This window comes from Nocardia coffeae (assembly GCF_019890715.1).
In the GTDB taxonomy this organism is placed as follows: Bacteria; Actinomycetota; Actinomycetes; order Mycobacteriales; family Mycobacteriaceae; genus Nocardia; species Nocardia jiangxiensis.
Genome location: NZ_JAINZY010000013.1, coordinates 193246 through 206159, shown reverse-complemented (window position 1 = coordinate 206159; position 12914 = coordinate 193246). Strand labels below are relative to the sequence as shown.

Annotated in this window: 11 protein-coding genes; 5 read left to right on the top strand and 6 right to left on the bottom strand. The window is 67.1% G+C overall.

Annotation, left to right across the window (positions count from 1 at the left end; genetic code table 11):
• Positions 1-366: 366 nt before the first annotated feature.
• Entirely contained in the window at positions 367-3174 is a 2808-nt protein-coding gene (locus K7711_RS36110) for a helix-turn-helix transcriptional regulator (protein ID WP_222975404.1), read from the top strand.
• A 22-nt stretch (positions 3175-3196) separates the two neighbouring features.
• On the opposite strand, the gene K7711_RS36105 is transcribed toward K7711_RS36110, so the two are convergent.
• Positions 3197-3778, bottom strand: coding sequence for a TetR/AcrR family transcriptional regulator (locus K7711_RS36105; RefSeq protein WP_222975402.1), 582 nt, complete (start codon positions 3776-3778; stop codon positions 3197-3199).
• Between the two features lie 93 nt (positions 3779-3871).
• On the opposite strand from K7711_RS36105, the gene K7711_RS36100 reads away from it, so the two are divergent.
• Positions 3872-4804 (top strand): aldo/keto reductase, encoded by a 933-nt coding sequence (locus K7711_RS36100; protein WP_235748297.1) that lies wholly within the window; start codon positions 3872-3874, stop codon positions 4802-4804.
• Positions 4805-4857: 53 nt separating this feature from the next.
• On the opposite strand, the gene K7711_RS36095 is transcribed toward K7711_RS36100, so the two are convergent.
• The 3 genes from K7711_RS36095 to K7711_RS36085 all read right to left on the bottom strand — a co-directional run bounded on the left by K7711_RS36095 (position 4858) and on the right by K7711_RS36085 (position 7771).
• Entirely contained in the window at positions 4858-5496 is a 639-nt protein-coding gene (locus tag K7711_RS36095; protein WP_222975398.1) for a TetR/AcrR family transcriptional regulator, read from the bottom strand.
• A 25-nt stretch (positions 5497-5521) separates the two neighbouring features.
• Positions 5522-7027 carry an FAD-dependent monooxygenase gene (locus K7711_RS36090; protein ID WP_222975396.1) on the bottom strand — a complete coding sequence of 502 codons (1506 nt, stop codon included), beginning with the start codon at positions 7025-7027 and terminating at the stop codon, positions 5522-5524.
• 90 nt (positions 7028-7117) lie between these two features.
• Positions 7118-7771, bottom strand: coding sequence for a TetR/AcrR family transcriptional regulator (locus K7711_RS36085; protein ID WP_222975394.1), 654 nt, complete (start codon positions 7769-7771; stop codon positions 7118-7120).
• Between the two features lie 233 nt (positions 7772-8004).
• Here K7711_RS36085 and K7711_RS36080 point away from each other — a divergent pair, with 233 nt between their 5' ends.
• Positions 8005-8790 (top strand): spirocyclase AveC family protein, encoded by a 786-nt coding sequence (locus tag K7711_RS36080; protein ID WP_222975392.1) that lies wholly within the window; start codon positions 8005-8007, stop codon positions 8788-8790.
• A gap of 66 nt (positions 8791-8856) precedes the next feature.
• Here the strand turns inward: K7711_RS36080 and K7711_RS36075 are convergent, their stop codons facing one another.
• On the bottom strand, positions 8857-10053 hold the full coding sequence (locus tag K7711_RS36075) for a cytochrome P450 (RefSeq protein ID WP_222975563.1): 1197 nt from the start codon (positions 10051-10053) through the stop codon (positions 8857-8859).
• A gap of 317 nt (positions 10054-10370) precedes the next feature.
• Between K7711_RS36075 and K7711_RS36070 the strand changes: the two genes are divergently transcribed.
• Complete coding sequence (locus K7711_RS36070) at positions 10371-11306, top strand: LysR family transcriptional regulator (RefSeq protein ID WP_222975390.1); 936 nt, start codon at positions 10371-10373, stop codon at positions 11304-11306.
• A gap of 120 nt (positions 11307-11426) precedes the next feature.
• The gene (locus K7711_RS36065) at positions 11427-11891 is read left to right on the top strand and encodes a FadR/GntR family transcriptional regulator (RefSeq protein WP_308015110.1); all 465 of its coding nucleotides are present in this window, start codon (positions 11427-11429) and stop codon (positions 11889-11891) included.
• 45 nt (positions 11892-11936) lie between these two features.
• On the opposite strand, the gene K7711_RS36060 is transcribed toward K7711_RS36065, so the two are convergent.
• Positions 11937-12902 (bottom strand): oxygenase MpaB family protein, encoded by a 966-nt coding sequence (locus K7711_RS36060; protein ID WP_308015109.1) that lies wholly within the window; start codon positions 12900-12902, stop codon positions 11937-11939.
• Between the last annotated feature and the right edge of the window lie 12 nt (positions 12903-12914).

Below are 12914 nucleotides of genomic sequence, written 5' to 3'. Positions count from 1 at the left end.
CGACTGCCGACTATCGCGCCGATCCGTCGAGAACACGACGCCCGGCCGTCGGGTGCCACACCTGCTCGGCGAAAGTTGTTCTGCCGCAGTCGGAGTTGTCACCGAACAGGCTGCGGACCCGCGGCCCGATCGCGATCCCGCGGCGGTCCGATCTCGTCGACGGAACGCTACGCGGTGAGTACCGGGCGTGGCGGGACCGACTGTTTCCGTATTGCAGAGAGTTTCGATTGGGCGCGTGGCAGGATCGCAGGTGTGGCAAGCAGTTCCTATTCGTCCGAGTCGTCCGATTCTCCTGTCGCGCGAGGCACCGATCACCCGGGGTCACCCGATGCCGGACTCGGCCGCGATCGAACGGGAAGCAACCGATTGGTCGGACGGCAGGACGATTTCGCCCGGATCTCCGCAGTTGCCGAGCAAGCCGCCGCGGGGCGCGGCGGGATCGTGATCATCAGCGGCGAGCCGGGAATCGGCAAGACCTCGTTGCTGAATGCGGTGAGCCGATCGGCGTCCTCGCACGGGGCACGGCTGCTGCGGGGCACAGCCGCGGAGATCGAGCAGGAGGTGCCCTACGCCGCGCTCGGCTGGTGCCTGGGTATCGGCCACGGAACGCTCGATCCTTCTGCGGCACAACTTCATTCGTTGCTGCGCGGCGTCGATCTGCCCGGTGACGGCGCGTTCAGCCGGCACTTCGCGGTCGTCGAGGCGCTGCTGGCTCTGGTGGATCAATGGTGCACCACGAGTCCGGTGATGTTGATACTGGACGATGCCAACTGGGCCGACCCGTCCAGCCTGGCCGCACTGGAGAGACTCGGCGAGACCGCCACCGAACTCCCGTTGATGATCGTCCTGGCGATGCGGCCCCTGCCGCGGGGGGAAAGCCTGGCCGCCCTGCTGAAGCAGTTCTATGCCTGGGGCGCCACGGAGCTGCAGCTCAAACCACTGACCGAACCCGACGTCGCGGCTCTGATCGAAGACCGGCTCGGGGCCGCGCCCGGCCCGGCATTGACCGCTGCGGTCGCAGGCGCGGGCGGTAACCCGTTCTACGTCGTCGAGCTGGTGGCGGGCCTACAGCAGGCAGAGGCACTCACCGTCGGCCGAGAGATCACCGAGCTGGTGACAGTTCCCGCGGGGCAGCCGGAGCGCTTCCCGCTGCCCGAGTCGCTCACCGAAACCGTCGAGCGCAGACTGGATTTCCTACCTCGCACGGCGCAGCAGGTACTGACGATGGCCGCGGCTCTCGGCACCAGCGTCGAGGCGATGGAGCTCTCGACGGTCCTGGACTTGGCGGTGATGGAGATCTGGGAGGCCATCAGCATCGCCACCGAAGCGGGCATGCTGGTCAAATCCGGCGACGAGCTGGTCTTTCGGCATGATCTGCTGCGTCAGGTATTCGCCGATCAGCTGCCCACATCGGCCCGCACCTCGCTGCAGCTTCGCGCGGGCCGCGTGCTGATCACAGCGGGCGCCCCGGCCGAACGTATCGCCAACTACCTGTTGGCCGGCGACGCTCCCCTGGACGACCAGAGCCTGCGATGGCTGGCCGAAACCGCGGACACGCTCACCGTTCGGGCCCCCGAGCTGGCCATCAACCTGCTCGCCGGAGTGGTGGCAGGTTCCGGATCGGACCGAACCGCCCACGAGAACTTTCGGGTTCAGCATGTCCGGGCCCTGCTGTGGAACGGCCGCGCGGCCGAAGCGGAGACCACGGCCAAGGCCATCCTCGCGAGCCGAACCTCCACCGCGCCGGGCTCGGCGAACGACAAAGCGCTGCAGTGGCTTCTGGTGCGCGCGTACTACGCTCAGGGCCGGCTCGACGACGCGGCCGCCACGGCGAACCTCGTACTGGCCCAGCCGGGACTGACCCGGTGGGAAGAGGGCCTCTACAACGCATTCCTGGCCCTGTTCTACTTCTTCGCCGAGAAATTCGATGTCGGCGAACAAGCCGCGACGCGAGCCATTTCGATCGGAGACGATCTCGACGACCCGCTGACCGTCGGCATGGGCTGCACCACCCTCGGCGGACTGCGATACACCCAGGGCTACCTGGACCAGGCTCTCGCACTCGGTGAGCGGGTCGCCGCCGCGTACGAAACATGTCAGCGCTCCGGGAATCGACTGGATCAGCTCGATCCGTACGTGCTTCGAGCGCATTCCTTGATCGAGCTCGACCGGGCCGCCGAGGCCGAGGAGATTCTGGGCCACGCCGTGGTCGATGGTTTGCAGAACCGTGGACTGCATCTGGTGTCGCGAGCCCGGCTGTATTTCCTGAGCGGCCGCTGGGACGATGCGCTCGCCGAAATCCTTGCCCGCCAAGGCTTGCCGGACATCTTCGGCCATGGTGTGGTGACCAACAGCATGACCGCGCTGATCGCCGTGCACCGAGGCACTTTCGATGCGGGTCTCAACTGGGCGGGACCGGACGACCGGGTCGGCAGCCAGACGTATCTGCACTTCGATTCCTGGGTCGACGCGTTGTTGCTGGAATCTCGGGGCAAGCCGAACGAGGCGCTGGACATTCTCTCCGAGGCATGTCGGAAGCTGGCGTCGGGGCTGGCCGGATCGACCGTGTATTACGCCTATCCCGATGTCGCGCGCTTGGCGGTGGCATCGGGCAACCGACAGGTTCTCGACGAGATGTCGACCGCGGCCGAGACTCTCGATGCCCGCTATTCCACGCTCAGCAGACGCGGCACCGTGTTGCTGTGCCGCGGATTGTCCCTGGACCAGCCCGAACTGCTCGAGCAATCGGCGCAGGCCTTCCACCGCGCCGGACGCCCGCTCTACGAGGGACAGGCCCGCGAAGAACTCGCCGTGATCCTCGCGCGCCACGGCCGAACCGCGGACGCTCGGTCGGCTCTGGACGCGGCGATGCGCTCGTACGCGGGCATGGACGCCCAATGGGATATCTCGCGAGCCGAGTCGCGACTGCGCGAACATGGTGTCCGTCGGGGATCGCGCGGCCCCCGCAAACGGCCGAAGACCGGCTGGCAAGCACTCACCCCCACCGAGCAGAAGGTTGCCGAACTGGTTGCCCAGGGCGGATCCAACTCCGACATCGCCACGCGGATGTTCCTGTCCAGGCGGACCGTGCAGACCCACGTGTCCAGCATTCTGAACAAACTCGATCTGCAGTCCCGCGTCCAGATCGCCGTCGGTCTCGCCCGCCAGGTGTGAACAAGCGTTGGGAAGCTACTGATTACCGATCGATGAGCACGCCGTCCACGAGGGTTGTCAGGAACTGGTGGTCGACGGGCTCGCCGGTGACGATCGAGCGGTAGGCGAGCATGGCCGCGACCACCGAGGCGAGGAGGCCGGGGTCGCGGTCCGGGCGGATTCCGCCGCGCGCCTGCTCTCGTTCGACGGCGGTTCGGATCGCTTCGGTGCGGGGGCCCACGATGCGGCGTTGGACCGCGCCCGACAGGTCTGCGTCGTGCGGCATCAGCGACAGCAGACCCATCATGACCTTGGACTTTCTCGATGCGGAAGGATTGCCGGACGCGTCCAGGAGCGAGTCCAGATCCCCGACGAGAGTTCCGGTGTCGGCCGCGACGGTGGCGGGTTCGGCACGCAGGCTCTCCACCGCATCGACGACGAGGTCGGCCTTCGACGGCCACCGCCGGTAGATCGTCGCTTTGCTGGCGCCGGCGCGGGCGGCCACCATATCTGTGGTCATTCGCTCGTAACCGGTCTCGGCCAGCACATCCAACGTCGCCTCCAGGATGACCCCGTCACGCGACGCATCGCGTTTCCGGCCACCCTGGCCTTGTCGCTCCGACACTGCGCACCTCCGAACTCTCGCTCAGAATAGTACTTGTCAGTTCCGAAACTGCTCAGTACCGTAATGGTGCAGTCGGATCGAAAGGAACGAACAATGACTCTTCCCAGCAGAGTGCTCGGCCGGACCGGGGCCGAGGTGTCCATCCTGGGCTATGGCGCCATGGAGTTACGCGGGCCCGAATACATGAGCGGCCCAACGCTTTCCGACGAGGACGCCGGGCGGCTGCTGAACGAACTGCTCGACCTCGGCGTCAACCTCGTCGACACATCGATCGACTACGGCCACAGCGAGGAACTGATCGGCCGCCACCTCGGTTCGCGTCGAGACGAGTACTTCCTCGCATCCAAATGCGGTTGCGCGTTGTCCCTGCCGCCCGGCGTACTACCCATGCCCGACACACACGACTTCAGCGCCGCGAATGTCCGGGCGGGCGTCGAACAGAGCCTGACACGGTTGCGCACCGATCGCCTGGATCTGGTTCAGGTGCATCTGTCGCCCTCGCGCGGCGAGATGGCGGCCGCGGAAACCATCGAAACCCTGCAGTCACTGCGGGACGAGGGCAAGGTGCGCTTCATCGGCATGTCCGGCACACTGCCCCACCTGCCCGAGCACATCGAGATGGACGTGTTCGACGAGTTCCAGATCCCCTATTCGGCGCTGCAACCCGACCACGATGCGTTGATCACGCGCGCGGCGCGGGCCGAGGCCGGTGTGATCATTCGCGGCGGCACCGCGCGCGGTACGGCGTCGGCGGAGCGGAACTTCACGGTCGAACCGTTGAGCTCGTCCGGCCCCTCGGCCCAGGATCGTTGGGAGACAGCTCGTTTCGATGAGCTGCTCGACGGTATGAGCCGCCACGAATTCGTCCTGCGCTTCACCATCAGTCATCCCGACGTGGCCAGCACCATCGTCGGAACCGGCAATCTCGAGCACCTGCGCGACAACATCGCGATCGCCGCTCGCGGACCGCTGCCGACGGATCTCTACGCCGAAGCCAGGAGCCGACTCGGACTGGCGCCTCTGTGATCAGTCAGCCGATTCCCCGGCCGGGATACATCGGTCTCCGGCACTCCGGATACTCATGCCGGAGGCTCGATGCCGAGTTGGCGGAGTACCGCGTTCACCCGCTCGCGCACGGATTCCTCGCTCGGCGGGTCGGGGTACAGCAGGCTCGGGAACAGGGCCGTGCCGACCACGGTGTCCAGCAGTAGTTCGGGGTCGGTGCCGGGCGGCAGGCCACCGAGTTCGATCGCGCGACGCAGGGCCGCGTGCGTGAGTTCGCGACGGGGCCGCAGGTAGGTATCCCAGAATGTGCGCAGCAGTTCGGGGTGGCTGGAGGCGGTGCCGATCAGCCGGGCGATCAGGCGGCGCATGTCGGTGCGGGTGACCATCTCGGTGAACGTCTCGAGCAGTGTCGTTACCGCACTGCGTAATTCGTGTTCGGCGGGTTCGGTGTCGGTGTCCAGCAGTTGCCGGTAGAGCGCGAGGTCGTCGATATCGCGCGCTCGGTCCAGCGCCGCGATGAGCAGCGCCTCCTTGTTCGGCCAGCGCCGGTACAGGGTCAGCCGGGCCACACCGGCGCGTTTGGCGACCTGGTCGATGCTGGTGGCGTCCGCACCGTGTTCGATGAACAGTTCCAGGGCCGCACGCAGGATCGCCTCGTCCGCGCGCGGATCGCGGGGACGTCCGCGCGAGGCGGCGGATGTCTCCTCGCTCATACGACGCCCCTGCGCATCATCTCGCTCACACCGGCCTCCGTTCGTTGTGGCACAGTGCCGTATCCAACCAGCGGCCCAACTCCGCCGCGCTGGTGCCCCGCCAGGCGAGATGGGCGTCGGGGCGGACGAGGCAGACCTCGCGTAGCATTCCGGTGATCGGCCTCAACGTCCGGACCTGTTCCGCGCCAAGTCGTTTCGCTGCCTGACGGAGGTGTTCGGCAGCGTCGCCGCTCGCCAGTACCGCCCAGCCGGCGCCGAGTTGGCTGTGCAGCGGTGCGTCATACCCCTCGGCGTCGCGGGTGAGGATGTTCGGCACGCGATCGCCCGGTTGCGGGCCGCCCCGCGCACGCCGGGCCGCCGGAGCGGCCAACGGCCCGTTGCGATAGCTGATCCCCAGCTGGGATGCCGCGCCCGTGAGCCGACGCTGTATCGCGGGGATGCGCAGCAGCGGCGACAGCACGGCGAACAGCCTTCGGCCCGTGGCTGTTTCGGCGAAACCGATTCTGGTGCCGACGCTGGTCGCGGACAGCACCGATTCCGCGATCGGCCGTCGTTCGGCGGCGTAGGTGTCCAGCAGATCGACTCCGGCTCGCCCGCTGATCACCAAGGCCAGCTTGAATGCCAGATTCTCGGCGTCCCCGATACCGGTGTTCAAACCCTGGCCGCCGAGCGGTGAGTGGATGTGCGCGGCATCCCCGGCCAGCAGCACCCGGCCGCGGCGATACGTATCGGCCAGTCGGCGGTTGAAGCGGAACACCGAGGTCCACACCGCGCGGTCGATACGCAGATCCGGGATCCCCGCGCGCTCGGAAGCGAAGCGGCACAGCAACTTCAGGATCTCGGCCTCGTCCGGATCGTCGGCGTGATCGCCGGAGACGGGGGCCATCAACCGCCACAGGTCACCGTCCGGATGCGGTAGCGGCATCACCACGAACTGGCCGGCCGCGCCGAGGAATATCCCCATGACCCGAGCCCGGCCGGGCAGTTCGGCATGGACATCGGCGAGCAGGAACCGCTCGGTCAACTGCGATCCCGGAAATCCGATCCCGGCACTCTTGCGCACCTGACTGTGCGCGCCGTCGCAGCCGATCACCCACTGCGCACGCACCTGTTCGCCGCCGAGATCCACCTCCGCCCCGTCGGAGTCCTGCACCAGGCCGCGCAACGGGCGGTTCCACTCGACCCGGCCACCGAGTGCGGCCAACCGCTCGCGCAACTGCGCCTCGATCTCCGTCTGCGGGATCCACAGCAGCCGTGGTCCGGCGGCGTCGAACGCCGCGCCCACGTCGACGATCTTCCGGCCGTTCACGTGAATCCCCGCTCCGCGCACGTCGGCCGCGCGCTGCGGTAGATCACCGAGCGCGCCGAGACGCTGCAGCACCTCCGCCCCGCGCGGCTGCAGACCCAGCGCGCGCGAGGTGGTCGCCGGCCCCGGCGCACTGTCCACCACCCGCACCGCGACCCCGCGCTCGAGCAATCCACAGGCCGCGGTCAATCCGGTCGGCCCCGCACCGACGATCAGCACCTCCATGACCGGCTCCCTTCTCGACTAATTTATAAACAGAACAGTACTGTTTACAAATTAGCGCGGACCGCCGCGCCCGGCAACCGACCTCTCCGGTCAGCCGCGTCGATGCAGGAAGCCGTACAGGATCGCCTGGGTGAGTTCCTCGACGATCGCCGCTCGGGGCGGCTGCTCGGCGCCGAAGTAGGTCGAGCGCAGGGCGGCCATCCCGGCGATCATCGCGACCGTCGAATGCGCCGCCAGGGCCGGATGATCCGACCGCACGCCCCGCAGGTGCATACCCTCGGCGCTGATCCGACCGAGCGCGTCGAGCGCGCGCCTGATGTCGGCGATGCCGGTGTCCTCGATTTCCTCCGGAGCGAGAGCCTCGGCCGCCAGCAGCGTGATGACCAAACCTCTGTTCTCGACGAACAGGTCGTAGAGCTGTCCGGCGAACTGCCGGGCCAGATCCTGCTCGTCGGTCTCGTCGGGCACGACCGCTCGCCATGTGCGGCCGAACTCGTCCACGAAGCCGGTGAACGGAAGCACCACGGCCTCGCGGAACAGGGCCGCCTTCGAACCGAAGTTGCGGAACAGCAGATGTTCGCTCACACCGGCCGCCTCGGCGATCTCCCGAGTCGTAGTGCTGCGGTAGTCCTGCCGCGCGAACAGGGTGCGAGCGGCGTCGAGCAGCAGTCGGCGCGGCTCGCCGCGGGGCCGGCGGGTGGGCGGATCGGCCGGGCCGCTACGACCGGAAGGCTTGTGGGGCACGATCGTTCGCTCCTGGAAACAGCTCTGGACGGTTGGCGAAATTATAGGACAGTGCCCACTGTCCTCATTTAGGATAGTGGCTGCTATCCAAAGCTCTCCGGAGCTCGTTTCGAAGGGGGTGCGGACATGGGCGCAGGCATCATGCTGGGCACGTTGTTCGGGCTCGTCGTCGTCATCTTCGGCGTGGTGTACCGGTTCGACCCGGAAGCCCGCCGCGACCAGGAGCGTGATCGATGACGCTGACCTCGACACCGCTACTGAAGGCCGCCATCGGTTTCGCCTACGTCGGCGGGCTGGCATTCCTGGCCGCCGGGGTGTACCTGTCCTGTCGCCGTCGTCGGCTGCATCCCCTACTGCTGCTGTGCGTTTCGGCGATGTCGTTCTCCTGGATCGAGGCGCCCTACGACTGGGCCGTCTACGCGCAGTTCCCGCCCGCGATACCGCGCATGCCGTCGTGGTGGCCGCTGAACATGACCTGGGGCGGACTGCCCGCCGCGGTGCCGCCGGGTTACATCGCCTATTTCGTGCTGCCCGCGGTGCTCGGCACGGCGCTCGGACGGTGGCTGATCGCCCGATTCGGTTGGCGCCGACCGCAAACCCTGCTCGTCGTCGGCCTGGTGGTCGGTTTCGTCTGGGCGTTCCTGTTCAACGCGATCCTGGGCGCGCGACTCGGGGTGTTCTACTACGGCCGCGTGATCCACGGGCTGGCGCTGTGGGAGGGGACCAAACATCAGTACCCGCTCTACGACGCCCTCGCGATGGGTGTGCAGATGATGGTTTTCACGTATGTGCTGGGCCGGACCGATGCGGAGGGACGCACTGTCATCGATGTGCTGGCCGACCGGCTGTCGGCGAACCGTGTCCGGTCCTCGGTGCTGTCCGTAGTCGGGATCGTGGTTCTGGGCACCGCGCTCTACGGCGCTGTCTTCGCACCCCATCTGGTGACGAAGATGCAGGGGCAGGTGACCGCAGGGCCTGCGGGGCAACTGTTTCCGGGCGTCCCGAATCAGCCTCGGTGATCGCACGCTCCGAACGTGTTGCCGGACAGGATGATACGAGGGGCCCGCGGACGGGCCCCTCGTCGCTCACCGTGTCACGACCGGCAATTTCGCCCAGCCGCGGACACTGGCGGTGTGTGCCCGGACCGCGCCCGCGTAGTCGACCTCCCAGTCCGGCCAGCGGAGCAGGACCTCCTCCAGCGCGACGCGCGCCTCCATCCGGGCCAGCGCGGCGCCGAGGCAGAAATGCAGTCCGAACCCGAAACTCAAATGGCTTCCCTGCCTGTGGATGTCGAAGCGATCGGGGTCCGCGTACCGCCGTTCGTCACGGTTGGCCGAGGCGTTGAGCAGCAGCATCACCGACCCCTCGGGGACCGTGTGGCCGTAGTACTCGGTCGCACTCGCGACATAGCGGCCCTGCACCGGCGAGGGCGGTTCGAAACGCAGCACCTCCTCGATGGCGCCGGGGATGAGCGAGGGGTCCACGACGAGCTGGCGTCGCTGATCGGGATGCTCGGAGAGCAATTGCCCGATGAATCCGATCAGCCGCGTGGTGGTTTCACTCCCCGCACCGAAGATCATGCTGACATAGGTCAATATCTCCGTACGGGTGAGCGGCCTTTCCGTACCGTCCGCGTCCTCGACCCGGGCATTGATCAAATCGGTCATCAGATCGTCGGAGGGATTGCGCGCACGCCAGTCGACATATTCGGCGATGAGCTCGAGATTCGGCGGTTCGACTTTCATTCCCTCCCCCGGTTCGCCGGATTCCAGCGAAATGATGCTGTCGGTGGTGTCACGAATCGTCGACTGGTCATGCTGGGGAATTCCGAGCAACGCGCCGATGGTCTGCATGGGCATCGCGGCGCCCAGATCGGCGATGAAATCGAACCGGTGCGCGTCGCCCAGCCGGTCCAGCGCCGCGACCGCGAACTGCCTGGCAATGGGCTCGACGGCCGCGATCCGGCGCGGCGTGAACACACGCGCCAGAATCCTGCGGTGGATATCGTGCGAGGGCGGATCCTCGAACAGTATGAGCCCCGGCGGAAGCTGCACCCCGCTGGAAATGATGTCCAGCACGGTACCGCGCCCCGATCGAAATGTCCGCCAATCATGCAGGCCCTCGGCGACATCCGCATATCGGCTCAACGCGTAGAACCCGTATTTGTCGTTACGATACAGCGGCGCTTCCGCACGCAATCGCTGCCACACCGGATACGGATCGTCATCGATCGCGAAATCGTATGGGTCGTAATACGGGTCCGCTTCGACCAATTCATACATGTTCTCCGCCTTTCCACACCGCGCGGGTGGCATCGACCGCCCTGGCGGGCAATGGATTCGATCTCGGGGTACCGGTCGAGTCGGGTCGCACGCGAACGCGCACATCGGTCCGGCCGAGCAGAAGGCCGGACGGACCACCCTAGGGAACCTAACTTTTGTTCCAAAATAGCGAGCTGCGCGGAATTGGTCAATAGTCTGCGGGACCGAGCGCATGCCGCAGTGCCCGGTCATCACAGCGTCGACCGGTCCCGCATTCGCCTGCCGATGATCGACAGGCTCACGCCGAACACGCCTGACACCGGGTTTAGTCTGAGGCGATGGAACTGCGGCAGCTGCGCTACTTCGTCGCCGTCGCCGAGGAACTGCACTTCGGCCGGGCCGCCGCGCGGCTCTACATCGCGGCGCCGTCGCTGTCCCAGCAGATCAAGGCGCTCGAGGCGAGTCTGGGGGTGACACTGTTCGAGCGGGACCGCCGCCACGTCGAACTCACCTCCGCGGGCACGATGCTGCTGTCCGACGCCCGCGAGATCCTGTCACTGGCTGCCGCGGCCGAGCGTCGGTTGGCGGGAACCACCGGGCCGCTGCGGCTCGGCTATGTGAGCTGGCTGCCCGACAAGCTGCTCGCCTCCCCCGGCTCGGATCCGCGGGTGGACGAGTGGGTGATGCCCAGTCACGTCCAGATCGGACGAGTGCTCGACGGCGGCCTGGACGCCGCCGTCACCTGGGCTCCGCACCGCGACGAGCGGCTCGACTACCGATTGCTGTGGGCCGAACCGCTTTTCGCTGTCACGCCCCGGGTCGGCGCGACATCGGTCGCCGCCGGGGAACTCACCGTACTGGTCGATTCCGATCTGACGTCCTGGGATGCGTGGAACCGGTTCGCGATCGAGTTCGCCGAGTCGATCGGGTGCCGCCTCCTGCGCATCGATGACGGCGGTATCACCGGCGCCGCATTCCATCAGCACTGCAAGCGGCTCGACGCACCGGTCCTGGCCTCCCCCAAACGCCATCCGACGCCGTTGCCCGCGGGCCTGCGGGCACGGCCGATCCACGATCCGGCGCCGCTGTGGTGCTGGTCGTTGATCACCCGCGCCGACGAACACCGACCGAGTGTCGCAGCTCTGCGCGAACATGCCGAACAGCTGTCGGCCGAGTTCACACCCGAAGGTCTCGACGGGCCCGTCTGGATTCCGGCGACCGATCCGCATCGCGATGTACTCGCCGCGCGCTGGGCGAACATTCCTTCAACCTGAAGATCCGGAGTCCTACCGGCTGGACAGCGAGGCACCGGAAATAGCTGTGCCACTGGATTTTCCAGCTCCACACCCCGGAGATCATCCACTCCGGTCGACCGAGATCGGCGGGCGACGGAGGTGCAGGTCCGTCCGCAGGCCCAACGAGATTCGCTCCCTAGCGGCTGCCTGGAAGCTGTGCGGCTCGTCGCGCAGTCGCTGGGCGTGCCCGCCGCGGGTGCCGCGGCGTTCCGGCACAACGACACCCATATCGAGGAACTCCATGCGGCGCTGTTCGATCCGTCGGGATCGCTGGGGTCGGAAACCTATGCGGTCAACCACGAGTTCCACCGGGTGCTGCTGCGCGCGGCGGACAATCCGCTGCTGGATCTGGTGACCGTCCCGGTGTTCCGGGTGCTCGGCAGCCGGTTCAGCCGCGACACCGCCCCCGAGGACTTCTGGACCTGCGTGGACGACGACCATCGCGCGATCCTCGCCGCGGTGGAACAGCGCGATTCCATGACCGCCATGACCCTGATGCGCAGACACCTGGACCACCTCGGCGACGTCTACAAACAGATGGATCTGCTCAAACGTCCCGGCTGACCGGCTCGTTCAGCGTTCCCGTTCCCCCTCCGGAATGTTGCGGAATCAGGGTGCGGCGAAGGAATCCAGCAGCACGCTGCGATACCGTCGGCGGATCCGCTCGTACCGATAACGGTTGTAGGCCAATGGTTCCAGGGTCAACCGGCGCGGCAGCAGCCGCCAGGCCAGTCGCAGGATCGTCACGTAGACCGCGAACTCCAGCCGGTCCCGGGCGGTCGTGCGCACGCCGAACAGCTCCCGCATCCGCGGATGGGCCACGGTATCGGAGCAGACGATGGTAGGCCGGGCGGCCAGCTTCGTCAGCGGCCGCCAGATCGGCCTGAGCACCGGATGCAGGCCCGGCGGGATCAGGATTTTCGACGGCGGCGGGGCGATGAAGTTGCGGCGGGCGAACTGCAGGAATTCGTTGTCGGCCAGTTCGGTGGCCGCGACCCGGTCGTAGTAGTCGGTCATCTCCTGCACCGTCTCGGGCAGTTTGCCCGCGCGGCTGGGCAGTTCCAGATACGACATCTCCGCGCACATGGTCCGGTAGACGACCTGTTTCTCCTGCTCGTCGAGCCGACGCCCGCACACGTACAGGTAGGCCAGGTAGAACACGTGCAACGAACTGACCGCGACCCAGATCCACAGCTCCGGTGCGAGCGCACTGTACCGGTCGTCGGCGAATTCGCCTCGGCCCGTTCCCTTCACATCCGCGTGCAGCCGCTTGAGATCAGCGCGGAATGCCTCCCGGTCCGTCGGATCGCCGAATGCCATCAACGCGGTGAACGCGAAACTGCGAATGCCGCGGTCGGTGAAATTGTCGGCGAAACGCCCGGTGCGGTCCACGGCCGCGGCGATCCGCCGATAGGCGACCTGATCGAGTGCGAGGCCGCCGAAGACGCCGCCCAGCGGCGACCCGAGGAACCAGCGCACATCCTCGACCAGCGCGCGGTGTCGCGGATCGAGTTGTGCATCAGGCTGTTCCGATGACGGGACGGCGTCGCCCGGCGTCGATTCGGTGGTGGTCACGGTACCTCGTTT